The sequence below is a fragment of the Aeromonas sp. R2-3 genome (assembly GCF_040908375.1).
Lineage (GTDB): Bacteria > Pseudomonadota > Gammaproteobacteria > Enterobacterales > Aeromonadaceae > Aeromonas > Aeromonas veronii.
Map to the genome: position 1 here is coordinate 23,956 of NZ_JBFODP010000005.1, position 24,523 is coordinate 48,478.

At 61.5% G+C, this 24,523-nt stretch carries 26 protein-coding genes; 8 read left to right on the forward strand and 18 right to left on the reverse strand.

Features of this window, described 5'->3' with window-relative positions; all coding sequences use genetic code 11:
* Positions 1 to 6: 6 nt before the first annotated feature.
* The 8 genes from AB5Z02_RS02000 to putP form a co-directional block, all read right to left on the reverse strand.
* Complete coding sequence (locus tag AB5Z02_RS02000; protein WP_005354505.1) at positions 7 to 588, reverse strand: YqaA family protein; 582 nt, start codon at positions 586 to 588, stop codon at positions 7 to 9.
* Positions 585 to 1,202 (reverse strand): protein-L-isoaspartate(D-aspartate) O-methyltransferase, encoded by a 618-nt coding sequence (locus AB5Z02_RS02005; RefSeq protein ID WP_005335507.1) that lies wholly within the window; start codon positions 1,200 to 1,202, stop codon positions 585 to 587. The genes AB5Z02_RS02000 and AB5Z02_RS02005 overlap by 4 nt, the downstream gene beginning before the upstream one ends.
* 7 nt (positions 1,203 to 1,209) lie before the next feature.
* Positions 1,210 to 1,971, reverse strand: a complete 762-nt coding sequence (gene surE / locus AB5Z02_RS02010) for a 5'/3'-nucleotidase SurE (protein WP_076492584.1) — start codon at positions 1,969 to 1,971, stop codon at positions 1,210 to 1,212.
* A complete protein-coding gene (truD, locus tag AB5Z02_RS02015; protein ID WP_204482574.1) occupies positions 1,952 to 3,010 on the reverse strand; it encodes a tRNA pseudouridine(13) synthase TruD in 1,059 nt (352 codons plus the stop codon). Before truD ends, surE begins: the two co-directional genes overlap by 20 nt.
* Positions 3,010 to 3,486 (reverse strand): 2-C-methyl-D-erythritol 2,4-cyclodiphosphate synthase, encoded by a 477-nt coding sequence (ispF, locus tag AB5Z02_RS02020; RefSeq protein ID WP_005335518.1) that lies wholly within the window; start codon positions 3,484 to 3,486, stop codon positions 3,010 to 3,012. Before ispF ends, truD begins: the two co-directional genes overlap by 1 nt.
* A 146-nt stretch (positions 3,487 to 3,632) precedes the next feature.
* Positions 3,633 to 4,325, reverse strand: coding sequence for a 2-C-methyl-D-erythritol 4-phosphate cytidylyltransferase (ispD, locus tag AB5Z02_RS02025; RefSeq protein WP_204420338.1), 693 nt, complete (start codon positions 4,323 to 4,325; stop codon positions 3,633 to 3,635).
* Positions 4,318 to 4,635 (reverse strand): cell division protein FtsB, encoded by a 318-nt coding sequence (gene ftsB, locus AB5Z02_RS02030; protein ID WP_005335520.1) that lies wholly within the window; start codon positions 4,633 to 4,635, stop codon positions 4,318 to 4,320. Before ftsB ends, ispD begins: the two co-directional genes overlap by 8 nt.
* Positions 4,636 to 4,844: 209 nt before the next feature.
* A complete protein-coding gene (gene putP / locus AB5Z02_RS02035) occupies positions 4,845 to 6,362 on the reverse strand; it encodes a sodium/proline symporter PutP (RefSeq protein ID WP_368215113.1) in 1,518 nt (505 codons plus the stop codon).
* A gap of 325 nt (positions 6,363 to 6,687) precedes the next feature.
* Here putP and AB5Z02_RS02040 point away from each other — a divergent pair, with 325 nt between their 5' ends.
* Positions 6,688 to 7,581 carry a VirK/YbjX family protein gene (locus AB5Z02_RS02040; RefSeq protein WP_368215115.1) on the forward strand — a complete coding sequence of 298 codons (894 nt, stop codon included), beginning with the start codon at positions 6,688 to 6,690 and terminating at the stop codon, positions 7,579 to 7,581.
* Positions 7,582 to 7,650: 69 nt separating this feature from the next.
* On the opposite strand, the gene AB5Z02_RS02045 is transcribed toward AB5Z02_RS02040, so the two are convergent.
* The 8 genes from AB5Z02_RS02045 to AB5Z02_RS02080 form a co-directional block, all read right to left on the reverse strand.
* A complete protein-coding gene (locus AB5Z02_RS02045) occupies positions 7,651 to 8,577 on the reverse strand; it encodes a L,D-transpeptidase family protein (RefSeq protein WP_143245287.1) in 927 nt (308 codons plus the stop codon).
* Between the two features lie 187 nt (positions 8,578 to 8,764).
* A complete protein-coding gene (locus tag AB5Z02_RS02050; RefSeq protein ID WP_101529604.1) occupies positions 8,765 to 10,006 on the reverse strand; it encodes a mechanosensitive ion channel family protein in 1,242 nt (413 codons plus the stop codon).
* Between the two features lie 143 nt (positions 10,007 to 10,149).
* Complete coding sequence (locus tag AB5Z02_RS02055) at positions 10,150 to 11,349, reverse strand: acetate kinase (RefSeq protein ID WP_005354534.1); 1,200 nt, start codon at positions 11,347 to 11,349, stop codon at positions 10,150 to 10,152.
* 221 nt (positions 11,350 to 11,570) lie between these two features.
* Complete coding sequence (locus AB5Z02_RS02060; RefSeq protein WP_368215117.1) at positions 11,571 to 12,041, reverse strand: YhcH/YjgK/YiaL family protein; 471 nt, start codon at positions 12,039 to 12,041, stop codon at positions 11,571 to 11,573.
* Between the two features lie 314 nt (positions 12,042 to 12,355).
* Positions 12,356 to 13,462, reverse strand: coding sequence for a 1-acyl-sn-glycerol-3-phosphate acyltransferase (locus tag AB5Z02_RS02065; protein WP_368215119.1), 1,107 nt, complete (start codon positions 13,460 to 13,462; stop codon positions 12,356 to 12,358).
* Between the two features lie 130 nt (positions 13,463 to 13,592).
* Positions 13,593 to 14,291: an aspartate/glutamate racemase family protein gene (locus AB5Z02_RS02070; RefSeq protein ID WP_201973506.1), complete on the reverse strand. Its 699-nt coding sequence runs from the start codon at positions 14,289 to 14,291 to the stop codon at positions 13,593 to 13,595.
* A 126-nt stretch (positions 14,292 to 14,417) separates the two neighbouring features.
* Entirely contained in the window at positions 14,418 to 15,008 is a 591-nt protein-coding gene (locus AB5Z02_RS02075) for a LysE family translocator (protein ID WP_088868534.1), read from the reverse strand.
* A gap of 125 nt (positions 15,009 to 15,133) precedes the next feature.
* Positions 15,134 to 15,730: a LysE family translocator gene (locus tag AB5Z02_RS02080; RefSeq protein ID WP_005335536.1), complete on the reverse strand. Its 597-nt coding sequence runs from the start codon at positions 15,728 to 15,730 to the stop codon at positions 15,134 to 15,136.
* A 116-nt stretch (positions 15,731 to 15,846) separates the two neighbouring features.
* Between AB5Z02_RS02080 and AB5Z02_RS02085 the strand changes: the two genes are divergently transcribed.
* The 3 genes from AB5Z02_RS02085 to AB5Z02_RS02095 all read left to right on the forward strand — a co-directional run bounded on the left by AB5Z02_RS02085 (position 15,847) and on the right by AB5Z02_RS02095 (position 19,575).
* Entirely contained in the window at positions 15,847 to 17,223 is a 1,377-nt protein-coding gene (locus tag AB5Z02_RS02085) for a PLP-dependent aminotransferase family protein (protein WP_129503337.1), read from the forward strand.
* A gap of 54 nt (positions 17,224 to 17,277) precedes the next feature.
* Entirely contained in the window at positions 17,278 to 17,745 is a 468-nt protein-coding gene (locus AB5Z02_RS02090) for a hypothetical protein (protein WP_201973508.1), read from the forward strand.
* Positions 17,746 to 17,913: 168 nt separating this feature from the next.
* Positions 17,914 to 19,575: a hypothetical protein gene (locus tag AB5Z02_RS02095; RefSeq protein ID WP_201973510.1), complete on the forward strand. Its 1,662-nt coding sequence runs from the start codon at positions 17,914 to 17,916 to the stop codon at positions 19,573 to 19,575.
* A 112-nt stretch (positions 19,576 to 19,687) separates the two neighbouring features.
* Here the strand turns inward: AB5Z02_RS02095 and AB5Z02_RS02100 are convergent, their stop codons facing one another.
* Positions 19,688 to 20,101, reverse strand: a complete 414-nt coding sequence (locus AB5Z02_RS02100; protein ID WP_040068349.1) for a CBS domain-containing protein — start codon at positions 20,099 to 20,101, stop codon at positions 19,688 to 19,690.
* Positions 20,102 to 20,255: 154 nt separating this feature from the next.
* Here AB5Z02_RS02100 and AB5Z02_RS02105 point away from each other — a divergent pair, with 154 nt between their 5' ends.
* From AB5Z02_RS02105 to AB5Z02_RS02115, 3 genes are read left to right on the forward strand one after another with little or no spacing between them, the layout of a single operon-like run.
* Positions 20,256 to 22,166, forward strand: coding sequence for an ABC transporter ATP-binding protein (locus AB5Z02_RS02105; RefSeq protein ID WP_201973514.1), 1,911 nt, complete (start codon positions 20,256 to 20,258; stop codon positions 22,164 to 22,166).
* Positions 22,159 to 22,620, forward strand: coding sequence for a DUF2390 domain-containing protein (locus AB5Z02_RS02110; protein WP_005343337.1), 462 nt, complete (start codon positions 22,159 to 22,161; stop codon positions 22,618 to 22,620). Before AB5Z02_RS02105 ends, AB5Z02_RS02110 begins: the two co-directional genes overlap by 8 nt.
* Positions 22,614 to 23,483, forward strand: coding sequence for a 23S rRNA (adenine(2030)-N(6))-methyltransferase RlmJ (locus AB5Z02_RS02115; RefSeq protein WP_368215122.1), 870 nt, complete (start codon positions 22,614 to 22,616; stop codon positions 23,481 to 23,483). Before AB5Z02_RS02110 ends, AB5Z02_RS02115 begins: the two co-directional genes overlap by 7 nt.
* 103 nt (positions 23,484 to 23,586) lie before the next feature.
* Here AB5Z02_RS02115 and AB5Z02_RS02120 read toward each other — a convergent pair whose 3' ends face one another.
* Complete coding sequence (locus AB5Z02_RS02120) at positions 23,587 to 23,793, reverse strand: hypothetical protein (protein WP_368215124.1); 207 nt, start codon at positions 23,791 to 23,793, stop codon at positions 23,587 to 23,589.
* Between the two features lie 191 nt (positions 23,794 to 23,984).
* Here AB5Z02_RS02120 and AB5Z02_RS02125 point away from each other — a divergent pair, with 191 nt between their 5' ends.
* Positions 23,985 to 24,350: a DUF2061 domain-containing protein gene (locus AB5Z02_RS02125; protein WP_368215126.1), complete on the forward strand. Its 366-nt coding sequence runs from the start codon at positions 23,985 to 23,987 to the stop codon at positions 24,348 to 24,350.
* Positions 24,351 to 24,523: the final 173 nt, after the last annotated feature.

Genomic DNA, 24,523 nt, shown 5'->3' on the forward strand with positions numbered 1-24,523 from the left:
GGATCCTTAACGACTAAACCAGAAATAGGCCACCACGGCCAGACCAATACAGAGCCAACCGAGCACATCTACGTAGTGCATCAGTTTGCGTTCCATCTTCTCGCCACCCCAGCGCATCAGGCCCGCCACCAGGAAAAAGCGCATGCCACGACCGATGAGGGAGGTGATGATGAAGGGCAGCAGAGCCATTTGCAACAACCCTGCCGTCACGGTAAACACCTTGTAGGGGATAGGGGTGAAGCTGGCAATGAAAATGACCCAGATCCCCCACTGCTCAAACCAGTTGCGGGCAATCTCGATCTTGTCCTGATAGCCCACAGACTCCACCAGTGGCAGCACGACCGGATCCCACAGCGCATAGCCAAGGGCATAGCCAAACAGGGCACCCAGCACAGAGAAGACGGTAGCCAGTGTGGCGTAGTGCCATGCCTTGTGGGGCTTGGCGAGCGCCATCGGCGCCAGCATCACATCCACCGGGATCGGCCAGAATACCGACTCGATGAAAGCGGTGATGGAGAGATACCAGGGGGCATGCTTGTGGCGAGCCCACTGCATCACCAGTACGTACAAACGGGAAAACAACTTCACTCAACATCTCCGTCAATCAGGGGAACAAAACGTACCGGCTCCAGAATACGGCTGGTCAGCTGGGATCCGGATCGTTCGATCAGTTGCAGGGTTTGCTGGCTGTCACCCACGGGCAACACCAGTCGGCCCCCTTCGGCCAGCTGATCGGTGAGCGCCGTCGGGATCTCGCTCGCCGCGGCCGTCACCAGAATGGCGTCATAAGGCCCCTTGTTGGGCCACCCCAGCCAGCCGTTGCCGTGCTTGGCCGAGACATTGTGCAGATCGAGCTGGCGCAGTCGGCGTCGGGCCTGGAACTGCAGCGACTTGATCCGCTCCACGGTATAAACATGCTCCACCAGATGGGCGAGGATCGCCGTCTGGTAACCGGAGCCAGTGCCAATCTCCAGCACATGGGCCGGATTGTTTTGCATCAGCAACTCGGTCATTCGCGCCACCATATAGGGCTGCGAAATGGTCTGGCCGTGGCCAATGGGCAGGGCGGTGTTGTCCCACGCCTTGTGCGCCATGGCCTCGTCCACGAACAGCTGGCGCGGCACTTTCGCGATGGTCGCCAGCACGCGAAAATCGCGAATATCCTGCGCAATGAGCTGATTTAACAGGCGCTGTACTATCACACCACCCTCATCCCTGCAGATCTAACCAGGCCCCCAGACCGGCGAGACTGTCGTAGGCAGTCATATCGATGGTCAGGGGGGTAATCGAGACATAGCCCTGCTCGATGGCAGCAAAATCGGTACCGTCACCGGCATCCTGCTGGCTACCGGGGGGGCCGATCCAGTAGATGGGCTGGCCACGGGGATCCTCGGTGCAGATCACCGACTCCGCCCGGTGGCGATTGCCAAGGCGGGTGGTCTTGATCCCCTTGATCTGCTCGAGGGGCAAGTCCGGCACGTTGACGTTGAGGATCTGATCGGCAGGCAGGGGGTGTTTCATCAGCCCCTTCACCAGCAGGGCCGCATAGTGGGCCGCCGTGGCGAAGTGGGTCTTGCCCACCAGCGAGATGGCGATGGAGGGGTAGCCAAGATGGCGCCCCTCGGTGGCCGCGGCGACCGTGCCCGAGTAGATGACATCATCCCCCAGGTTGGCGCCGTGGTTGATGCCGGCCACCACCATGTCGGGTTCAGGACGCACCAGCTCGTTGACCGCCAGATGCACGCAGTCGGTCGGCGTCCCCTTCACCGCATAGCTCTCGCCCCCATTAAAGCCGTTTTCTGCAATGCGGGTAACCCGCAGCGGTACTTCCAGCGTCAGGGAGTGACTCGCGCCGCTGCGGTTACGATCCGGCGCCACCACAATGACCTCGCCGCAGGCGCGCAGCGCCTCGCTGAGGGCACGAATCCCCTCAGCATGCACACCATCATCATTACTGACCAGAATTCGCATCGGTCTGATTCCTGAAACCGTGATCGGCCTCTTCGGCCTGCATTAACTCGCGCACCACGCTGGTGGCAAACGCGCCCGCCGGCAGGAAGAAGGAGAGGGTCAGCGCCTCGCCGTCCAGCTGCCAGCTCATCTGCTCCGGCTTGAGCAGCAGGGGACGCCTGTCCTGATCCAGCCCGGCTTTCTCCAGCCCGTCACACCAATCGCTGTAAGGGGCCAGCACGCCCTGTTCGAACTCGGCAGCGGCGCCCTGACTGGCCAGGCGGCCACGGCCCCACTGGGGCGCGGTGAGCTGCACATCGCCGGAGGCGAGACGCGCTTCCAGCTCGGGGGTCAGCACCTCTTCACTGAAGATGGAGTGGCTGCCCTTGAGCATCACGCAGTCACCGGCCAGCAGCTGATGAGCCAGCCCCTGCTCGATACGGGCGCTGACAATGGCGTTGAACAGCATGCTGCGGGCGGCAGAGAGGTAGAGGGAACGCTTGTTGCGATCCTTGATCCGCTTGCCGGCAAACATCGCCTTGGCCGCTTCCAGGTTGTTGCCATCGCGGCCAAAACGCTGCTCACCATAGTAATTGGGTACGCCCTGAGTGGCGATGGCCTGCAGGCGCGCCTCCAGCCCGTCGGCCTGTTCCAGACCGGTGAGACGCAGGGTGAAATGGTTGCCCTTGAGGTAGCCGACCCGCAATTTGCGGTTGTGACGCCTGGCTTGCAGGATCTGGATGCTGTCGCTCTCGATGACCGACAAGTCCGGTTCGGCCTTGCCCGGCAGATGAATGCCAAACCACTGCTCGGTCACCGCGTGGCGATCCTTCAGGCCCGCCCAGGTCACCGCATTGCGGTTGACCCCGGCCGCATCGGCCAGCAGACCCGCTACCCAGGCGGTGTTCTCGCCGGTTTTGCGCACCCGGACGAAGATATGCTCCCCTTCCCCGCAAGGCTCGAAGCCGAGATCTTCATTCACCACGAAATCGGCGGCCTCGGCCTTGAGGATACCGCGGGCGGTGGGCGCCCCGTGCAGATAGGCAAGTTGTTCCAGCATTATTGTTTCACCAGTAGGACGACGGCTTCGGTGGCGATCCCTTCCTTGCGCCCCGTAAACCCAAGCTGTTCGGTGGTGGTCGCCTTGACGTTCACCCGGTTCAAATCACATTGCAGATCGGCGGCCAGCACAGCGCACATGGCGTCGATATGGGGCGCCATTTTGGGGGCTTGGGCGATGATGGTCACATCCAGGTTGCCGATGGCATAACCCGCCTTCTGTACCCGGGCAAAGACATCCCGCAGCAGGATGCGACTGTCGATCCCCTTGAACTCGGCAGCGGTATCGGGGAAGTGGCGACCGATGTCACCGGCACCGATGGCCCCCAGCAGGGCATCGCTCACCGCGTGCAGCACCACATCGCCGTCAGAGTGGGCAACCAGCCCCTGCTCGTAGGGAACCGGCACGCCACCCAGCATGCAGGGGCCAACACCACCAAATTTATGAACATCAAAACCATGACCAATGCGCATCATCAGCGGCAACCTCCCAACATGCTGAAACCAACCCCATCAATTTTGTGTACGTCCACACCATGTCCAATCCGGATCATGCTAACTCCTTGTTCGGGCCTGTTTGTTCGAGACACTCTGCTCTGAACGGTCTGTTCTGACTGAGGGGCTTATGCCTGCTGGCTTAAAAACAGCCCCGCCAGCGACAAGTCTTCCGGCCGGGTCACTTTGATATTGTCGGCGCGCCCCTCCACCATCCGCACCGTGAATCCGGCCCGCTCCATGGCGGAGGCCTCGTCGGTGATGGTGGCGCCCAGCAGCAGACCCTCCTCCAGCGCCCGTTTCAGGGCACGGGTCGGGAACATCTGCGGCGTCAGGGCATGCCAGAGCTGCTCGCGCTCGACGGTAGCGATGATATTGCCCTCCCCATCGGAGCGTTTCATGGTATCGCGCACCCGACTGCCGAGAATGGCACCGCCGCAGTTCATGGCCGCGGCAATCAGCGCATCTAGATCGCCGTGAGTCAGGCAGGGGCGGGCCGCATCGTGCACCAGCACCCACTCCCCTTGCGCCACATGGAGACCATTGAGGACGGAGAAGGCGCGCTCGGCGCCTCCCTCTACCCGCACAATTCGCGGGTCGGCCGCCACGGGCAGGGCCTCGAACCAGCGGTCATGGGGCGCCAGTGCCACGATCACCTGGGCGATTGCCGGGTGGGAGAGCAGCCGCTCCAGGGTATGTTCGAGAATGGTTTTACCCGCCAGTTGCAGGTACTGCTTGGGGCAATCGGCCCCCATCCGGCTGCCGATACCGGCGGCAGGGACGATCGCCGTCAGGCCGGATACTAGGCTGGCATCAGTCATCGTAGGGCTCATCGTCCGGCGCTGTCTCTTTGTCTTTCTCTTTGGGGATGATCCGGTAGAAGGTCTCCCCCTGCTTGATGTAACCCAGATCGTTGCGCGACAACTCCTCGATGGCCTCGAGGCCAGAGGTGAGATCATCTATCTCGCGGTAAATGAGGTCGTTACGATCCTTGAGAGTCTGGTTGTCCCGCTGTTGCTGCGAGATGGCCTCCGACAGGTTCTGATAATCGGATAGCCCGTTCTTCCCCAGCCAGAGGTCATATTGCAGTCCCCCCAGCAGGAGGATCAGGATCAGGGTGAATAGCCGCATGCACTAGGTCTCCTTCAGGCGGCCTAGTGTCCCATATTCGGTGCCAAGACAAAAGAAAGCGAGCACCCGGGAGCCACCGGCCGAACATAAAAAAGTGCCCAAGAGTGAATCAGATAGCACAAAGCCCCGCCAAACCGGTGCAAGGATGGCCAACCAGGGCGCTCCTTTGTCCGGGGGCGGGGCTCTCAATCAGAAAGCGGTAAGGGGGATCAGTTCACCACGACCGGCTCTCCCGCACTCTCGGCCGGAGTGTTGTACTCCTCCTCGGCATCGCGGAAACGCTCCAGCATCGCTTTTGAGGGCGCTTCGCCCAGCAGACTGCCCACCACGATGGCCAGCAGTGCAAACAGGAAGCCCGGGATGATCTCATACAGCCCCAGCCAGCCGAACTGCTTCCAGACGATGACGGTGATGGCACCGACCAGCATGCCGGCCAGCGCGCCGTTGCGGGTCATTCGCGGCCACAGCACGGAGAGCAGCACCACGGGACCAAAGGCGGCACCGAAACCGGCCCAGGCGTAGCTCACCAGCCCCAGCACCCGGTTCTCCGGATTCATGGCAACGGCGATGGCAATCACCGCGATCAGCAGCACCATCAGGCGCCCCACCCATACCAGCTCACGCTGGGAGGCGTTCTTGCGCAGGAAGGGTTTGTAGAGATCCTCTGTGATAGCGCTGGAGCAGACCAGTAATTGACAACTTAGAGTGCTCATCACCGCCGCCAGAATAGCGGAGAGCAGCACACCGGCGATCCAGGGGTTGAACAGGATTTTGGAAAGCTCGATAAAGACCCGTTCCGGGTTGCCGGTCACCCCAGCCGCCACTTCCGGGAAGCGGGCGAAGTAGGCCAGACCGAAGAAGCCGATGGCCACCGCACCAGCGAGGCAGAACACCATCCAGGTCATGCTGATACGGCGGGCATTGGCCATGGAGTGGTGGGAATCCGCCGCCATGAAACGGGCCAGAATGTGGGGCTGACCGAAGTAACCAAGGCCCCAGGCCATCAGCGAGACAATGGCGATCACATCCAGATTCTTGAACATGTCGAGGTTGGTGGCGCTCTTGGCGGCCACCTCGATCATGGCGCTATCCACCCCGCCGACGGCGATGATGACGAAGAGCGGGGTCAGGATCAGGGCGAAGATCATCAGGGTCGCCTGCACCGTATCGGTCCAGCTCACCGCGAGGAAGCCGCCAAAGAAGGTGTAGGTGATAGTGGCGGCGGCACCGACCCAGAGGGCGGTGTTGTAATCCATGCCGAAGGTGCTCTCGAACAGACGGGCACCGGCCACCACGCCGGAGGCACAATAGATGATGAAGAACAGCAGGATCACCAGCGCCGAGAGGATGCGCAGCACCTTGCTGTGATCTTCAAAGCGGTAGGTGAAATAGTCCGGCAGGGTCAGGGCATTGCGGTTCTTCTCGGTATGTACCCGCAGGCGACCCGCTACCCAGCGCCAGTTGAGGTAGGCACCGATGACCAGACCGATGGCGATCCAGCTCTCGGAGATGCCGCTGACGAAGACGGCGCCGGGCAGGCCCATCAGCAGCCAGCCGCTCATGTCGGAAGCGCCGGCTGAGAGAGCGGTCACCCAGCTCCCCATTCGGCGGCCGCCCAGAATGTAGTCATCAAAGTTGCGGGTGGCGCGATAGGCGACGAAGCCGATCAACACCATTCCGAGGATATACACCAGGAAGGTGATTAACATGGGTGTGCTAGCTGTCATGCAAAACTCCGTTTTGTGTCATTTTCTGCCCGCTCTGGTGACGGGCTCATCCCTAAAAAACCGGCCTAGCTTAATCAGCCGTTCGCGCCAGCTCAACCACTTTTAACAAACACAAAACACAATAAAAACCTTTGCGCATCAAATCATCTGCCGCATCAAGAGGATGGCGCCAGATTTCCTGCCGTGGCCGTGGCGGTCATCTCGCCGCGCCAGCCGCTACTGAGCGTTATGTTTTCACATTTTGTTACTATCCATTTTTTACAAGCCAGCGCCCCGCTCCTACACTCCCCGCCCTGTCTCATCACACCAGTCAGAGGTCGGCACCATGTCATCTCATCTGTCACACCTGCGCACCCTCGCCCGCCGCCTTCATCCGGTGGAGGAGTCGGGTCATCTCATCCGACGGGCCAAGTATGTGGGGCGTCTCTGGCTCAATCCCGGCGCCCGCGCCCTCTATCGCCAGCAGCAGGAGCAACCGCTGCTGGCGCAGGCGATCAGCCGCTTCCCCGATATTCTGGAAAAGCCGATCCACCCCTATCGCCACAAGGGGCTCCGCAAGCGCCTGCGAGCCGGGCTTATCAGCGGCCACTACCAGCAGCTGGCACGTCAGCTGCCCAAGGCGCAACAACTGGCAATCTACAGCGGGTGCGGCCTGCTGCTGGCCCAGTGGCAGAGCGACAAGCTGACGGCCCCCCTCACCCTGCAACTGGATTACCAAACCCACATGGGCAAAGAGGGGGAGATGAGCCTGACCCTCAAGCTGGGTGACGCGGTGCTCTATTACATGGCCCTCAATCTGCGCCCCGCGCCGAACCCGACCCTCGAAATCTGCTCGCTGCAGGGCGGCAAGGGGCAGAGCGAGGAGATCAAGCTGGTCACCAAGGCGTGCGGCGGGCTGCGCCCCATGTCCCTGCTGGTCTATATGGCCGCCGAGCTGGCCCGGGGGCTGGCGTGCAAGAGCCTGCTCGGGATCCGCACCCAAAGCCACGTCTATCAGAGCAGCAAGCGCACCGCCGATCGGGTCAAGTTCGACCTCGACGGCTTGTGGCAGGAGCATCAGGGCTGTGTGCTGGATGAGCTCTGGATGAGCCTGCCGTTGGAGGTGCCCCGCAAGACGCTGGAGGAGATCCCCTCCCGCAAGCGGGCCAGCTACAAGGCGCGCTACCAGCTGCTCGATCAGCTCGGCAGCGAGCTGCAGACAAATCTGCTGCGAAGCTGAGTCAACCTAGCAGAAACAAAAAGGGCGAACAGCATGCTGTTCGCCCTTTGTCGTGACGGGGATTTGCCGTTAGCGGTTGATCGCCATCGGCATGCCGTTGCGCTGCTCCAGCACCTGCTTCACCAGTTGGGAGTCGCTGTCGGCGTGGGCAATGAAGCGGGTCACCGCCGGGGTCATCGGCAGCGGTGCCGGCAGCTTGGAGTTGAACTCCTCTTCGCTGCGCGACAGCGGCTGATGCACTTCCAGATAGCGGACGCCATTGGGCTCGAGAGAGGCCTTGATCGGCTGGTTGACGAACTGGACGCGGGTACCGACCGGTACCTGCTTGAACAGGTAGGCGATGTCGTCGTTGCGCAGACGCACGCAACCATGGCTCACTCGCAGGCCGATGCCGAAGTTGGCGTTGGTACCGTGGATGGCATACATCTTGCCTATGTAGAGGGCAAACAGACCCATGGGGTTGTCCGGGCCGGCTGGCCATACCGCAGGCAGGCTCTCGCCACGGGCGGCATATTCGGCATGCATCTTGGCGGTCGGGGTCCAGGTCGGGCCCGCTTTCTTGCGCTGCACGCTGGTCACCCAGTTTTCCGGAGTATCGGTACCGAGCTGGCCGATGCCGATGGGCAACACTTCCACCACTTTTTTACCCTTGGGATAGTAGTAGAGGCGCATCTCGGCCACGTTCAGCACAATCCCTTCACGGGGTGCATCCGGCAGGATCAGTTGCTGGGGGATCACCAGCTTCTCGCCGGTCTGTACCAGCAGGGGATCCGCATCGGGGTTGGCTTCGGTCATGTTGGTGAGCCCCAGCTGGAATTTGGCCGCAATGGCCTCCAGCGGCTGGCCGTTCTCTTCGGCCGGAACCACGTATTCCAGATTTTCCCCTACCAGACGGCTGTTGGCCGCAGGCAGAGCATATTCAACAGCGAAAACCGGCGCAGCGGTCAGCAGCAGGCTGTAGCAGAGTGTTGCCACACTATTGCGAAGGAGCTTCATAACTTTCCCATGATGATGACTTGAAGTGACGTCTCTGGGCTGGCAGCTGATCAAGAGGGGATCAGGGGCGCGAAGAGAAGGCCGCCATTTTTCTCCTCTGCACGGCAAATTTCAACTGACAAGTGGCGACGGGTCGATGATTAATATGCGGTTTTTTCCACGTCCTCGACCCGCCCCATTTCCCTGTTTATCCCCGTTGCCAGGCACGCATGTCGTAACCTGTGGGAGATTGATGCAACCGCAGATGAAATTGCTCAATGATGGCGAAGATATGGTCGAAAATATCGGCCTGGATCCCTTCGTAATCGGCCCATGCCGTTGTCGCGGTAAAGCAGTAAATTTCCAGCGGCAGACCGTCTGACGTCGGTGCCAGCTGGCGCACCATCAGGGTCATGTCCTTGCGAATGCCGGGGTGGGCACGCAGGTAGGCATCCAGATAGGCGCGCAGGGTGCCGAGGTTGGTGAGGTGACGGCCGTTGATGGGGCAGCTCAGGGCATCGCTCAGCTGCTGGTTGTAAGCGCTCAGCTCCTGCTCCTTGCGGCTGAGATAGGGAGCCAGCAGTTGCGCCTGCTTGAGCTGCAACTGCTCCTCGGCCGTCAGAAAACGCACGCTGGTCATGTCGATATTGACGCTGCGCTTGATGCGACGGCCGCCCGACTCGGTCATCCCCTGCCAGTTCTTGAAAGAGTCGGAGATCAGGGCATAGGTGGGAATGGTGGTGATGGTCTTGTCCCAGTTCGACACCTTGACCGTGGTGAGGCCGATGTCGGTCACCTCGCCATCGGCGCCGTACTTGTCCATCTGCAGCCAGTCACCGACGCTCAGCATCCGGTTGGCGGAGAGCTGGATCCCCGCCACCAGCCCGAGGATGGGGTCCTTGAACACCAGCATCAGCACTGCGGTCATGGCACCCAGACCGCTGAACAGGAACAGCGGCGACTTGCCGAGCAGCAGGGCGATCATCAGGATGCCCACCAGAATGCTGCCTACCAACTTGGCCCCCTGGAAGATGCCGCGCAGGGGCAAATCCCGACCAAGGCGGGTGTAGCGGCTCACCGACAACAGGCAGTCGAGCAGGGCGAAGAAGGCCAGCAGCAGGAACAGCAAAATCCAGAGCTGGGCCACCATTTCGATAAGCTTGAGGCTATCCGATTGACGGGGCAGCCAGATCTCCGCCTGACCGAGCAGCACGGCCCCCTGCAGCACGAAGGCGAGCCGGTTGAAGAGGCGCTGTTGCAGCTGGGGCGGCAGCCACACCTGCTTGGCCTTGCCGAGGATCCCCACCAGCCGGACCAGCAGCACCCGGTGCAGCGCCATGTGCAGCAGCAACGAGGTGATGACGATAAAGCCCAGCGCGATCACCAGCGCCATCATGCTGGTCACTTCCACCCCAAGGCCCGACAACCAGTTAAAAAACGCCTCTTTCATTGCTATCTCCCGAACCGGGCAGCCCGCTGGCTGCAAAAACAGTGGTGGTCAGGGTACCGCTCCCCTCCCCCATGTCAAATCGGCGTACGCCAGAAATGACAACGCCCGGCACAGGCCGGGCGTTGTTTCAAAGCGAGGTTGACTTAGCAGACCAGGCTCAGGGCATCGCGAGCGATGACCAGCTCTTCGTTGGTCGGGATCACCATGGCGCAACGGCTGTCGGCGGTGGTGATACGACCTTCGCCACCCAGTACCGCGGCGTTGTTGGCCTCTTTGTCCACCTTGAAGCCGAACAGAGCCAGACGGTTCAGCACCATCTCGCGCACCATGGCGGCGTTCTCACCGATACCGCCGGTGAAGACCACGGCGTCCAGACGACCGTCCATCGCAGCGGCATAGGCGCCGACATACTTGGCCACACGGTAGGTGAAGACATCCAGCGCACGCTTGGCACCGGCGTCGGTGGCGTAGTTGGTGGTGACGTAGCGGCAGTCGCTGCTCGCTTCGGTCATCCCCAGCAGACCGGACTCACGGGTCAGAGTGTGGTTGATCTGCTCCACGCTGTAACCGAGCTGGTCGTGCATGAAGAAGACCACGGCCGGATCGATATCACCGGAGCGGGTACCCATCGCCAGACCTTCCAGCGGAGTCAGACCCATGGAGGTGTCAACGGATTCGCCGTTCTTGATGGCGCAGACAGAGGCACCGTTACCCAGGTGACAGTTGATGATGTTCAGTTCATTCAACGGCTTGCCCAGCTCTTTCGCGGCTTCTTCCGCGATGTAGCGGTGAGAAGTACCGTGGGCACCGTAACGACGGATGCCGTGTTCGCGGTAGAGCTTGTGCGGCAGCGCATAGAGGTAGGCCTCTTGCGGCAGGGTCTGGTGGAACGCGGTGTCGAAGACGGCCACGTTCTTCTCGGACAGCTGCGGGAACACTTTCAGCGCGGCGCGAATACCGATGAGGTGCGCCGGGTTGTGCAGCGGGGCGAACGGAATGGCGGCTTCGATACCGGCGATCACGCCGTCATCAATGCGCACGGAGCGGGAGAACTGCTCGCCACCGTGTACGATTCGGTGACCGATGGCCACCAGTTGCTCGGCAAGAGTCGGATCCTGCGGCAGGATGTGACCCACGATATGGTCGAGGGCCTCCTGGTGAGCGGCACCCGCTCCCAGCATGGCTTCGCCCTTGACCCCGTGGAGTTTCCATTTGATACGTGCATCATCCAGATTGAAGCATTCGGCCAGGCCGGACAGCATGTCCTCACCTGTTTCGGCGTCCATTACGGCAAATTTCAGGGAAGAGCTACCGCAGTTAAGGATCAATACCAACTTGCTCATTTTCTACATCTTCCTGTGCTTCGGCTTTATGCCGACAGTGTCGTGTCATCCAAAAGAGGATGGGATTCCCCTGCCGGGGGCTTATGGTCGCAGGAGGGTGCGTCCAATTTTTCAATTCTTGCTCTTGAAAGAGTGATCGCAACTTGTGGTGCGTATCACTGGTTTCAATGCTTGCGAGCCTCAACGCATCAGCTGCGCAGGGCTCGCCTCAATGGGAGTGCTCAGGCGATAGCCAGCAGATCCTTGTGTACCTTGACCACCAGCTTCTTCACCTTGGCGGGCTGGTTGAAGGTACAGAGCGGGCGGTGCAGTTCGCCCGGCCAGAAGATGGCGAAATCGCCCGGCTGCAGCGCCAGGTAGCTGGTCTGCTCGTCATCGACAAACCAGAGGTCGGGATGGGGATGGTCGGCGCCGTCGCTCACGTAGTCGTGGGGGCCCACACCTATCCACTCTTCACCGCGCAGCAGCAACTGGATATCGAGATACTGCTCATGGAATTCGCCACGGCGATCCGCGGCTGGCTCGGTCAGATCCTCGCTCACCAGACAGAACAGGTTGAGGCCATCGTTCTCGGTCTTGCCGAGCGGAGCGTCACCCCAGTGAGCCACGCTCTTCACCACCTCGGCCATAATGCGGGCCAGCGGGGCGGGCAGCGGCGTCCGCTGCAGGGTGTTCAGGCTACCGGTGATCATGGCGTCTGTTTCCTGTTAGGTATATCTGGGCGGCATCTTTGCCAGCCAATGAAAAAGGACCTGTGACAGGTCCTTCAATAATGCCGTCTGCAATCCGTGCAAACCGGTTTAGAGCTTTTGCTCATGTTCAGCTATATGGGCACTGTTACACACTCGTCAGCACCTTGCCAAGAGACATAATCCCATTTTCATAGTGATCGTACCAGCTGAAACCATATTATTCACCACCCTTTCCCCCTCGACTTTGACCAGACGCAAAAACGGGCGCATCAGCGCCCGTTTTTTTCGCAAAACCGTTTAACAACCGGTTTCATTCAAGCCTTTTGGGCATTTTCCACCGGTTTGGCGTACATGGCACGCCAGATCGCCTTGTGCTCTTCCGGCACCTCTGACTGACGGGTCAGGAAGGCCGCCTGCTCGATGGTATTGGCCTTGCCGGAGACATCTGCCGCCAGATAGTTGCTGGGGAACAGGTGGTAACTGCTCCAGATCGCCTTGTCGATCAGCGCGGCCAGTTCGTCCGGATCGCTGAAGCCCTCGGTAATCGGCGCACCGAAGGAGACGTGTACCCGCCCCTTCATGCCAACGATACCGGCGACGATACTCTCGATATCCTCGAACTCGCCCTTCTCGTAGCTGCCGTTGACCGACTTCTCATAGAGCTCGCGCGCCTTCGCCTTGTCGGTAGGGTCCAGCTCGTAGCTGATGCTGACCGGCACGATATTGAGGCTGCGCATGTAGTCGACGAAGTCGATCTTCTGCTTCTTGCCGTCGACGTAGAACATCTTGAGGATGGCGGGATCTGTCTTGTCATCGCCATTCTTGGCCCGCCCCTCTTTCTGAGCAATCCAGATGGAGTGACCTTCGTGAACCGAGTTGCCAATATAGGCAGACAGCTCGCCGAGCGCTTTCATCATCTCCCGCGGCCCCTTGGCGGAACGCTTGACGATAAAGCTCTTGTTGAGCTTCATCAGCTCGGTGGCGCAGGGCTTGCGCAGCAGGTTGTCGCCGATGGCGATACGTACGGTATCGAAACCGTGGGTGTGCAACCCCCAGTTGACGAACGCCGGGTCCATGGCGATGTCTCTGTGGTTGGAGACAAACAGATAGCCCTGCTCTTTCTTCAGATGTTCGAGCCCGGAGAAAGTCACCCCCTTGGTGGAGGTGGCGATCATGCGGGACATGTATCGGGTGACCCCCATCTGGACCTGATGCACCGTGGTCACTTTTGACCATTTACGGCGCAGAAACAGGCGGATCATCGGGCGAATGGCCCAGCCCAGCCAGCTCATCAGGGAACCGAAACGATACTTGGCGATGGCGCCGATAAATTCATCATCCTGGATCAGCCGTTCGATGGCTGCCGGCACTTCTTCATCGCGGTAGGGGCGAATATCCGCGAATCTATCTACTTCAGTCACAATGTCAGCCTTGCATGCTAGGAAACCGCAGCCAACCCGTGTTGGCCGGGGAAAATTCAGGGCGCAATTTTACACGCTTTTATGGCAAGGGGTATGAGACAAGCATGAATAGTGAGATCTGACCAGTTAATTAATCGGAGCAGAGCGCCAGTGCCACGGCGGCCTCGGCATGGATGGCGGTGGTGTCGTAGAGCGGTACGGCCGCCTGCGCTTCTCCCACCAGCAGGGCAATCTCGGTACAACCGAGGATCACCGCCTCGGCGCCAGCGGCTGCCAGCCCCTCGATAATCGCCAGATACTCGGCCCGCGATGCATCGCGAATGTCGCCAAGGCACAGCTCGTCATAGATGATCCTGTGTACTCGCTCCCGCTGCGCCTCGCCGGGCACCAGTACCTCCAGCCCGAACTTCTCCTGCAGGCGCCCCTTGTAGAAATCCTGCTCCATGGTGAAGCGAGTGCCGAGCAGGCCGACCCGGGTGATCCCGTCTGCCTGCAATTTGGCAGCAGTTGCATCGGCGATATGCAGCAGCGGGATATCGATGGCCGCCTCAATCTCGGGGGCGACCTTGTGCATGGTGTTGGTGCCGATCAGCAAGAAATCGGCGCCGCCATCCTGCAGCTTGCGCGCTTCCGCCGCCAGCAGGTGGGCGGTAGCGGGCCAGTCACCGGCATGCTGCAGCCGCTCGATACCGGCAAAGTCGACGCTATTGAGCAGCACCCGCGCCGAGTGCAAGCCACCTAGCTGTGCCCGCACCCCGCGGTTGAGCGCCTGATAGTAACTGACGGTGGACTCCCAGCTCATGCCACCCAGCAGACCGATACATTTCATAGGAACTCCTTTCATCCCAAGGGAGGGCAGAACCACGCCACCTTGCAGGCAAGGTCACGGGATCGAGATAAAAAAGGCCCCGCAGGGCCAACAAGACAGCCGGTAAAGGCCCGGGCCAACCCCGGGCTAAATCCAGATCATCGCGACACAGGCGGCCGTCGCCAGCCCCATGCCGAGGTTGAAACGCCGCCAGCCCCGGGCAGTGCGAATGATTTGCCGCACCTGGGCACCAAACAACACCCAGAACGCCCCGGTGTAAAGGCCGGTAATAAAGAAGATCACCAACACCCAGAGCGCAGAGGGCCAGTAAGCCTCCCCCGCCAGAGTGAAACCGCTGATGGCAGAGAGCGCCATCATCCATGCCTTGGGGTTGAGCAGTTGCAGCATGGCCCCCTGATGGGCGGGGATAAGCGGCCGGTTGCCCTCGGCCGGGCCGCTGGCGGTCGCCACCTTCCACGCCAGCCAGAGCAGATAGGCCGAACCGATAAGCTTGAGACCATCGTGCAGCAGCGGCACCTTCTCGAACACCACGCCAAGTCCCAGCGCGGTAGCGAGGATCATCAGATTGATCCCCCCCACCACCCCCACCAGCAGGGGAATCGTGCGGCGAAAACCCTGCGCCGCCCCGGCGCTGGTGAGCAACATATTGTTGGGCCCCGGCGTGCCGCAGGTAACCAGAGCAAACCCCGCCAGGGGCAGTAACCAGTTCAGATCCATCTCAACCTCTTGTCGATGCAACGCCCCCGTTATGGGGAAAGCCTTCTAATATGCAGAGCCAACCCCGTGGCGACAAGTCAGAAATGCCTCTTTCTTAGCCACCTCCCCCATCAGCGCAACACGGCTCAATACCAGAGCATCACCACGCAGAGCGCCGTCAGCAGACCGAGAGAACCGTTGAGCCGCCGCCAGCCCCGATCCGAGCTGATCCAGTTGCTCAGCTGATGGCCGAACAGTACCCAGACAAAGCAGACCGGCAGGGCCACCAGCACAAACATGACCATCACCGCCAGCTGACTCGACCAGTAACTGGCGCCGGGCAGGCTGAACAGACTGATGGCGGAGATCCCCATCATCCACGCCTTGGGATTGAGGAACTGAAAGCCCAGCCCCTCCAGCATGGTTAGCGGACGGGCACGTCGGGCCGGATCCCCCGGCGCCCCGGCCACCGCGATACGCCACGCCAACCAGAGCAGATAGAGGCTACCGAAGATCTGCAAACCGAGGCGCAGCAGGGGCCAGCGCTCGAACAGGGGATAGAGCCCCAGCGCCAGCACCAGTTGCAACACCGGCTGCCCCAGCCCCACCCCGAGCAGATGTGGCAGGGTGCGACGCACCCCGAAGTTGGCGCCGGAGGCCGTCAACATCAGGTTGTTGGGCCCCGGCGTACCACAGGTGAGTACGGCAAAACCGAACAGGGTGACATACCACTCCATCGTCATATTGTGACTCCTTGCTTGCCACATTGTATCGATACAATGTGTGCTACTTGGTTGTTATCAGGTTGAAATTCACGCTATATTGACAGCAAATTTTGATCAATGGATTTATTGTCACCATGACAATCTGGACGCCAGACCTTGCGGCCTTCGATGGCCCCCTCTATCTCAAGCTGGTCAAAGCGATCGAACAGGGGATCGCGAATGGCGAGCTGCCACCGCAGACCCGATTGCCTACCCACAGATCCCTGGCGGATCGTCTGGGTGTCACCGTCGGCACCGTCACCCGCGCCTACAGCGAGGCGGAGCGGCGCGGCCTGCTGGCCGCCCGGGTGGGCCACGGCACCTGGGTCAAGGGAGCGAACACGGATCCCGCCAATGAGTGGGTGATCCGCCAGGAGGAAGGGCACCGCATCGAGCTGTGGCAGAACCTGCCGGTGCAGCTGGATCGGGCGGCCATCATTCGCCCCATGTTGGGGGAAGTGGCGGACGGGGATCTCAACGCCCTGCTCGGCTACGACAAGGAGGCGGGACGACCGGATCAGCGCCAGCAGTTCGTCGACTGGCTGGCGGAGCAAGGGGTGGCCTGCAGTGAGGATCGCCTGCTGTTCAGCCACGGCGCCCAGCACGGCATCATGCTGGCGCTGCTGGCGACCGGCTGCGTGGGGGAGACCATCCTGTGCGAGGGGCTGAGCTACCCCGGCATGCTGGGCAACGCTCGCCAGCTGAAGAATCAGGTGGTGGGACTGGCGATGGACGAGGAGGGGCTGCTGCCCGAAGCGCTGGACGCCGCCTGCCGTACCCGCCGGGCCAAGCTGCTCTACCTCACGCCAACCCTGCAAAACCCCACGACCGCCATCATGAGTCTGGCGCGGCGGGAGGCCATCGTCGCCATCGCCCGTCGCCACGATCTGCTGATCATCGAGGATGACGTCAACGGCCTGCTGCCCCAGCAACCTGTGATCCCTCTGGTCAATCTGGCGCCGGAGCGGGTCATCTATCTGGGCAGTCTGGCCAAGATCGCCTGCGGCGGTCTGCGGGTGGGCTTCGTACTCACGCCTCCTGCCCTGCGCAGCGCCTTCGCCCAGACCATGCGGCTGTCGAGCTGGATGGTGAGTCCGCTGCTGATCGAACTGGCCTGCAAAATGGTCAGTCAGCGCCAGATCATGCCGCTGGTCGAGCAGCAGCGGGAGATCCTCAAGCGCCGTGGCGAACTGCTGCGCCACCTGCTGCCCGCCGCCCGCTGGCAGCCGGGCAGCATGCACGCCTGGCTGCCGCTGCCTGAACCCTGGCGCAGCCAGCAGTTTGCTGCCGCCGCCGATGCCCTTGACGTTGGCGTGGCGAGCGGGGAACACTTCGCCGCCGGTCAGTTTGCCGCTCCGCAGGGGGTGCGCCTGAGCCTGAGTCAACCCGCCACCGACGCCCGGGTCGGCGAAGGGCTGGCCCGTCTGGCGCAGCTGCTTCAGGGGACGCCCCCGAGCAATCCCCTGCTATAGTCAGGGCCAGCCGACCTGACCTTCACGCTTCATCGTCATAGCCAAGGAGATTCCGTGCCCCCCATCAGAGCCGCCCTGCTGCTTGCCACCCTGTTGTTGGGTGGCTGCGCCTCGTCAACGACCCACCAGCAGCTGGGGGCTGCGCTCAATGGACTGGAAGGGGAGTTGCAACGACTGGAAGAGGAGCTGGCGGCGATGAATGGCCTGCACTATCAAAAGGCGATCGATGCGCCGCTCAGTTTGCGCCGTGCACTCGGGGCGCCGCAGCCCACCCCGGAGGGGCTGGTGCCGGTGACCAGCACGCTGGAGGATGGGCCACTCCTGCGCTATCAATACCGACTGCCAGCGGGGATGGCGAGCCTGCCCCAGGACAACCTCTGCCAGCGCTACGAGTTCGAGCTGCGTCATCTGGGCCGCCTCGGCAAACTGGAATTAAGCTGGCTGGGGGAACAGGGCAAAGGGTCGCGACTGATCCGCCAGAGCGATTGCCCCTTCGGGACGCAGATCCGCCCTCGGCAATAACAGGTTGCCGCCCTGAGAGATGGCATAACCGATTGAAATAACAGCCCATAGTGCGCCCTCCAGCACCCTGCTGGCTACTGTCAGCTTTTCACTCAGCGAGTGCTGTGCCTATGTTCCTCTTGGGTCTACCATAATCAACCTAATGGTTTGCTCACAGGAAGTACCTGCATGACGATACTGCTGCTCGAAGAGGATCCCCTGCTCCGTAGCGCCATCACCCGGGAACTGACCGCACAGGGGGTGCCCGCCGACCGGATCCACTACCACAGCCATCCAAACCACGAGCGCAGTGGCCTGCTGGCGCTGCTGCAACAGCACGCCTTCGACGCCATCATCTGTCAGCAGGACAAGCAGCAGGATCTTGACGGAGCCCGGCTGCTGCACGAAGCGCACTATCTCGGCCTGCTGCAACCCGGTTGCGTATTGCTGCTGCTCGATGCCGATCAGAGCGAGCAGGAGTTTCTCCCCTCGGATCTCTACTTCTCCCTCTATCTGGCTCTTCCCTTCATGACCCAGCAGCTCACCGCGGTGCTCGGCCAGCTGGTGAAGTTAAGCAACCTGACCCGCACGCTGGCCGCCCCCATTCTGCTACGGGAGTGGCAACTGGCTACAGCCCTCTGTGAAGACCTGCTGTTTCAACGGGAGAATCGCTCGCTGACCCCCTGGCTGGATCGACTCAAGGGCTACCTGCTGCTGCAATCAGCCGAGCGAATCACTGCCGCCCAGCACTATGCCCTCTGTGCCAACGAATATCAGGCGAGCTGGCCAAGGGCCGGGCTCTTCTACGCCATGCTGGGGCTCGGCAAATTGCAGAGCGCCCAGACCGACTTGCAGCGCCATCAGGCCAGCGTCTCGATGGCCACCCGGCTGGAGCTGCAACTCGCCAGCCAGCTGCATCAGCATCACTGGCTGGCGGCGTGGGAGACCATAGGAGAGCTGCTGCAGATCCGCCCCCATCAGCCGCGCTGGCACCAGCTGGCGATGTTGCTCGGGCTGGTGCTGCAAGATGAGGAGAAGGTGCTGGAGCAGGCCAACAGCCTGACCCTGCGCCACTTCAGCGAGCAGCGCGTCCGGCTCGCCATCGACAGCTTCATGCTCAATGCCAGTCTGGCGGTGCTGTGGCACGCCCCCTCCAGCAACCGGATCCGCTCCCTGCAACAGGAGTGGGAGCACCTCAAGCGCACCGTCCACCTGCAACCCCACGAATATGAGCTGCTGCAGGCGTTGATGCTGGGGCTGGATTACCGCTTCGACGAGGCTCTGATCCTGATTGCCCACCACCAGCCGGATGAGGGGAGCAACAACCACCTCACCCTGCTGCTCGGCTTTGCGGTCAGCCAGTTCTGCGGTTTGCCCCACCACGCCCAGCGCTACCTGACCCAGCTGACCCAATACCGCGTCAGGGTGGCGCCCCACCCACTCACCCGCCAGCTGTTCCACCATCTGGTGGCCGAGCTGGGCCAGCGCCTGACGGCGAGAGAACAACGGCTGAGCGAACTGCGCCAGCTGCGCCACAAGTCGATGCAGGCCAGCCAGTATCAGACAGCCCTGCAAGCGGGCTTGCAGCTGCTGGAGGAGTTCCCCGCCCTGCCGGGCGATGCCTGGCAACTGCTGGAGCTGCTGCAACACTGCTGGCCTGCGGGTATGGCGGCCCCCAGGGTGGCGCTGCTGGTCGATACCCTGGAGCGGCGCCTCAGGCACAGCCCCGCGTTTCTCGATCAGCATGCCCGGCAGTACCAGCGCACCCTGCAGGAGATCCGCACTCATCTTCAGCCGCACCTCTCCGGCAGCGGCCCCTCCAGTCTTGTCGCAGGGCAGCCCGAGCCGTGATGATGCAAGCGTGCAAACCGGCATTGTCGGCAAAGCCAACATAGAGAGAGGGGAGCCTTGGCTCCCCTCTCTCTATTTGTTCTCTGTCAGCTGATGGTGCTTAGTGCCAAACTCAAACCAGCGCGTCACTCTCCAACGCCGCCTTGAGAAAATCCTTCCAGCTGATGATGCCGACCAATGCGCCATTCTCCAGCACCGGCAGGCAGGAGACCCCCTTCTCCAGCATCAGCTTGACGCCGTCGCGCACGGTGAGATGGGGAGCGATGGTGACGAGCTGACGACTCATGATCTGGTGGGCCCGCTTGTTGAGGGTTTCGGTATCGCGGCTCATCTCGGCTTCGGAGTCGAGATAGGGGCTGATGGCGCGGAACAGATCCCGATCCGAGATGACCCCTACCAGCTCCTCCTCTTCCAGTACCAGCAGGTGGCGAAAGTGTGCCTGCTCGAAGATATCCCTGATGACTCGGAGTCGATCATCCATTGAAACGGTGGCGACCCGGGTCGTCATAATATCCCTGATATGCATGCTAACCTCCCGTAACCAAACTGGTTTCTCTGTTATGGCATGTTTTTGCAGCGCCAGCCAGTGGCCAGCCCTTCGCTACAGTGCAAATCAGCGTCATTTCACGTAAGATCCGCGCCAGTTTTTCTCCTCCATTTTGAGCAAGCAGATCCCACCCATGATAGTTGCCAGTCAAATCGAACTGATCCGCGGCGGCCGCAAGCTGCTGGACAACGCCTCCGCCACCATTCACCCCGGCCACAAAGTGGGTCTGGTGGGCAAAAACGGCTGTGGCAAGTCCACCTTTTTTGCACTGGTACGGGGCGAGCTGGCCATCGACAGCGGCACCTTCAGCCTGCCCGCAGGCTGGCAGATCGCAGGCGTCGCGCAGGAGACCCCGGCGCTCGACTGCTCCGCCCTCGAGTATGTGATCGACGGCGACAAGGAGTTCCGCTCGCTGGAAGCCCAGCTGCTACAGGCCGAGCAGGATGACAATGGTCTGCTGGTGGCCGAGCTGCACGGCCGCCTCGATACCATCGGCGCCTACAGCATTCGCGCCCGCGCCGCCGAGCTGCTGCACGGCCTCGGTTTCAGCGACGAGCAGCTGAGCTCGCCGGTGCGCAGCTTCTCCGGTGGCTGGCGCATGCGTCTGAACCTCGCCCAGGCGCTGCTCTGCCGCTCCGATCTGCTGCTGCTCGATGAACCGACCAACCACCTGGATCTCGATGCGGTGATCTGGTTGGAGAAGTGGCTCAAGGGCTATCAGGGCACGCTGGTGCTCATCTCTCACGACCGCGATTTCCTCGATTCGGTCATCAGCCGCATCATCCATATCGAGAACGGCAAGCTCAACGAATACACCGGCGGCTACTCCGACTTCGAACTGCAGCGCGCCGAACATCTGGCCCAGCAGCAGTCCATGTACGAGAAGCAGCAGCGGGAGATGTCCCACATGCAGGCGTATGTGGACCGCTTCCGCTACAAGGCCTCCAAGGCCCGTCAGGCCCAGAGCCGCCTGAAAGCGATGGAGCGGATGGAGAAGATCCTGCCCGCCCACGCCGACTCCGAGTTCAGCTTCGAGTTTCGCGAGCCGTCGGCCCTGCCGACCCCGCTCATCGCCATGGAGAACCTCTCTGCCGGTTACGGCGACAAGGTGATCCTCGAGAAGATCAAACTCAATCTGGTACCGGGTTCGCGCATCGGTCTGCTCGGTCGCAACGGCGCCGGCAAGTCCACCTTTATCAAGATGCTGTCGGGCTCCAACCCGCCGCTGTCGGGCAAGCTCGAGGTGAGCGCCGGGGTGAGCATCGGCTACTTCGCCCAGCATCAGCTGGAGACCCTGCGTCTCGACGATTCCCCGCTCGATCATCTGGCCCGCCTCGCGCCGGACAAGACCGAGCAGGAGCTGCGCAACTATCTGGGCAGCTTCGGTTTTCACGGTGACAAGGCCCTCGACAAGGTAGCCCCCTTCTCCGGCGGCGAAAAGGCGCGGCTGGTACTGGCGCTGATCACCTGGCAAAAGCCCAACCTGCTGCTGCTGGATGAACCGACCAACCACCTGGATCTGGAGATGCGCCACGCCCTCACTATGGCGCTGCAAGGCTTCGAAGGGGCCATGGTAGTGGTCTCCCACGACCGTCACCTGCTGCGTACCACCACAGATGACTTCTATCTGGTCCACGGTGGCCGGGTAGAGCCGTTCGACGGCGATCTGGACGACTACCACAAGTGGCTCGGCGAGCAGGAGAAAGAGGCCAACGCCAAACCGGCTGATGGCCCGGTCTCTGCCAACTCGGCGGTGGCTCGCAAGGATCAGAAGCGGCGCGAGGCGGAGTTCCGGCAAGCGACACGTCCCCTGCGCCAGAAGCTGGAAAAGCTCGAAGCGAGTATGGAGAAGCTGCAAGGCAAGCTTGGCGACATCGAGAGCCAGCTGGCCGACCCCGCCATCTACGAAGAGAGCGCTAAAACCAAGCTCTCCGAACTGCTCAAATCCCAGGGCCCCCTCAAGGAGCAGCTGGAAGAGGTGGAGCTGGAGTGGATGAGCCTCTCCGAAGAGCTGGAAACCATGGAGCAAGCCTTCTTTGCGTGACGAACAGCTGATGGCCAGCGAGCGGGTCGCGGTCCACGAATTGCCGACGCCGATCGGCTTCTGGCACTGGAGCGGCAAGGTCTATGGTGAGCGCAGCCAGGATTGGCTCACCGTGCAGGAGCAGGGGGGCAACGTCAATCTGGCGCTGCTGCTGCACCGGCTCGATCAACTCGGCATCGTGGTCGATCTGACCGACCTGCAACCGGCGCTGGTGCAGACCGAGGCGGTGCTGACCCCGTGGCGCGCCCTGCGCCAGAGCGCCAAGACGCGACTCGACGAGCAGCAGTATCAGTCGATGCTGGCCCACGAGCTGGAGCTGGAGCGGCTGCAACAGGGCGTCCTGTTGCAGACCCTGCGCAGCCTCTCCCTGTTTCGCGGCAACAGCCGCAATTTGTTGAACTATCTATCGTTACTGGGTGCCCAGCAGGGCCCCCTCAGAGATCTAATATGCTGAGCTACCGCCACGCCTTTCACGCCGGCAACCATGCCGACGTGCTGAAACATGCCGTTCAGGCCCTGATCATCGAGTCCCTCAAGAAGAAGGAGAAACCCTTCATCGTGCTGGACACCCATGCCGGTGGCGGTCTCTACGACCTGCGCGGCGACTGGTCCCAGAAGAAGGCCGAGTATGCCGACGGCATTGGCCGCCTGTGGGACGAGCGGGCCCAGTGGTCTGCCATGGCCCCCTATCTGGGGGTCATCGAGGAGATGAACCCCGCTCAAGAAGGAAACAGCGGCGAGCTGCACTACTACCCCGGCTCGCCGGAGCTCTCCCGTCGCCTCATCCGCGAGCAGGACAAGCTGGCGCTGATGGAGCTGCACAACAACGAAGTGGACGATCTGCGCGCCAACATGGGTTATGACCCGCGCGTCGCCGTGCACCACCGTGACGGCTTCGAGGGGCTGATCGCCCTGCTGCCGCCGACCCCGCGCCGCGGGCTAGTGCTGATCGACCCGCCTTATGAGCTCAAAGAAGATTACTTCGCCGTGGTCGACACCCTGAAAAAGGCGCAGAAACGCTGGGCGACCGGCATCTACGCCCTCTGGTATCCGATCCTCGGGCAAGAGGCGGACAAATCCCGCGACATGCTGCGCACCATCAAGCGCGAGAACTTCGGCAACGTGCTGGTGGCCGAGCTGGAAGTGGCCGGTCAGACTGCCGACTGGGGAATGAACGGCTCAGGCATGCTGATCATCAGCCCGCCCTGGATGCTGGACGAGCAGATTGAAGCCTTCCTCAAACCGCTCTGTGCCAAACTGGCGCAGGGCGCCGGTGCCCAGTACAAGGTGGAGTGGCTCAACAAGGCCGAGGGTTAATCCCCCGCCCCGCTGCACTCACCGAGTTCAAACGCAAAAGCCCCATCACGGGGCTTTTTCTATTGGTGCGGCCGGTGTGTAAGGCAGCCTGAACCTGCGCGCCCTATGAGCGGGCGGGCAGATCCTGTTTCAGCGCAACGAGCAACAAGGCCAGCAGGCCAAAGGGCGGAAACAGACAGAGCAGGGAGCAGATAAGGGTGATCAGCGCCGGATACTCGCTCTTGCGGCGCGCCAGTCGCCAGGCGATGACGCCGACGATGACCATCAGCAACGCAATGAACTGGCCTAGCAGGGTGGCATTGATATTCATGAAAGATCCTTTTTCATGGGCAAGTGTGAAGAACCTGTACTTTATCGCCTTGGTTGCGATTGGCAACCGCTGAAGCGCACCGGCCACTCGCCCGTTGATAGGTTCTCTCTATTCTGGCAATAGATGAGAATGGTTTTTATTTAATCTCATTTCGGCAGATACTCTCATCATCAACAGAGGGAGCCGCCATCATGAAAAAGACCATCAGCTTTGCCATCCTGCACTTCGGTGTCGCCTTTACCGTGGCCTACCTGCTGACCGGTGAGCTGCTGACCGCCAGCCTGATCGCCCTGATCGAGCCCGCCGTCAACACGGGCGCCTTCTACTTTCATGACCTTGGCTGGCACAAGCTCAAGCCAAATCACAGCCTGCAGGCCAAGACCAGCAGCTTCGCGGTGGTCCACTTCTCGGTGGCCTTCGGAGTGGCCTTCCTGCTGAGCGGCGAGCTGCTCACCGGCGGCGTGATGGCGATGATCGAACCGGCCATCAACACCGTGGTGTTCTTCTTCCACGAGCGGCTGTGGCGCGCCCGCAGTCAGCAACTGGCGCTGGCCTGATCGACCGGGCAACCCGCCTCCCCCTTTATCACGGCCACAAAAAACCCGACATTCCGGCCAGGAGTGTCGGGTTTTCCCGTTTGGCAGCAATTCAGCAGTGCAAGTGGGCTCGGCTCCCCTGCTGCATTGCCCTGAAGAGTGTGCTGTAGTAGGCAGATATTCCCTCTTATTGC

Excerpts from the sequence above, each read along its gene's own strand:
- surE (WP_076492584.1), bottom strand. The coding sequence starts at position 1,971 with ATGCGAATTCTGGTCAGTAATGATGATGGTGTGCATGCTGAGGGGATT.
- truD (WP_204482574.1), bottom strand. The coding sequence starts at position 3,010 with ATGCTGGAACAACTTGCCTATCTGCACGGGGCGCCCACCGCCCGCGGT.
- ispF (WP_005335518.1), bottom strand. The coding sequence starts at position 3,486 with ATGATGCGCATTGGTCATGGTTTTGATGTTCATAAATTTGGTGGTGTT.
- ispD (WP_204420338.1), bottom strand. The coding sequence starts at position 4,325 with ATGACTGATGCCAGCCTAGTATCCGGCCTGACGGCGATCGTCCCTGCC.
- ftsB (WP_005335520.1), bottom strand. The coding sequence starts at position 4,635 with ATGCGGCTATTCACCCTGATCCTGATCCTCCTGCTGGGGGGACTGCAA.
- putP (WP_368215113.1), bottom strand. The coding sequence starts at position 6,362 with ATGACAGCTAGCACACCCATGTTAATCACCTTCCTGGTGTATATCCTC.
- AB5Z02_RS02040 (WP_368215115.1), top strand. The coding sequence starts at position 6,688 with ATGTCATCTCATCTGTCACACCTGCGCACCCTCGCCCGCCGCCTTCAT.
- AB5Z02_RS02045 (WP_143245287.1), bottom strand. The coding sequence starts at position 8,577 with ATGAAGCTCCTTCGCAATAGTGTGGCAACACTCTGCTACAGCCTGCTG.
- AB5Z02_RS02050 (WP_101529604.1), bottom strand. The coding sequence starts at position 10,006 with ATGAAAGAGGCGTTTTTTAACTGGTTGTCGGGCCTTGGGGTGGAAGTG.
- AB5Z02_RS02055 (WP_005354534.1), bottom strand. The coding sequence starts at position 11,349 with ATGAGCAAGTTGGTATTGATCCTTAACTGCGGTAGCTCTTCCCTGAAA.
- AB5Z02_RS02060 (WP_368215117.1), bottom strand. The coding sequence starts at position 12,041 with ATGATCACCGGTAGCCTGAACACCCTGCAGCGGACGCCGCTGCCCGCC.
- AB5Z02_RS02070 (WP_201973506.1), bottom strand. The coding sequence starts at position 14,291 with ATGAAATGTATCGGTCTGCTGGGTGGCATGAGCTGGGAGTCCACCGTC.
- AB5Z02_RS02075 (WP_088868534.1), bottom strand. The coding sequence starts at position 15,008 with ATGGATCTGAACTGGTTACTGCCCCTGGCGGGGTTTGCTCTGGTTACC.
- AB5Z02_RS02080 (WP_005335536.1), bottom strand. The coding sequence starts at position 15,730 with ATGACGATGGAGTGGTATGTCACCCTGTTCGGTTTTGCCGTACTCACC.
- AB5Z02_RS02085 (WP_129503337.1), top strand. The coding sequence starts at position 15,847 with ATGACAATCTGGACGCCAGACCTTGCGGCCTTCGATGGCCCCCTCTAT.
- AB5Z02_RS02095 (WP_201973510.1), top strand. The coding sequence starts at position 17,914 with ATGACGATACTGCTGCTCGAAGAGGATCCCCTGCTCCGTAGCGCCATC.
- AB5Z02_RS02100 (WP_040068349.1), bottom strand. The coding sequence starts at position 20,101 with ATGCATATCAGGGATATTATGACGACCCGGGTCGCCACCGTTTCAATG.
- AB5Z02_RS02105 (WP_201973514.1), top strand. The coding sequence starts at position 20,256 with ATGATAGTTGCCAGTCAAATCGAACTGATCCGCGGCGGCCGCAAGCTG.
- AB5Z02_RS02115 (WP_368215122.1), top strand. The coding sequence starts at position 22,614 with ATGCTGAGCTACCGCCACGCCTTTCACGCCGGCAACCATGCCGACGTG.
- AB5Z02_RS02120 (WP_368215124.1), bottom strand. The coding sequence starts at position 23,793 with ATGAATATCAATGCCACCCTGCTAGGCCAGTTCATTGCGTTGCTGATG.
- AB5Z02_RS02125 (WP_368215126.1), top strand. The coding sequence starts at position 23,985 with ATGAAAAAGACCATCAGCTTTGCCATCCTGCACTTCGGTGTCGCCTTT.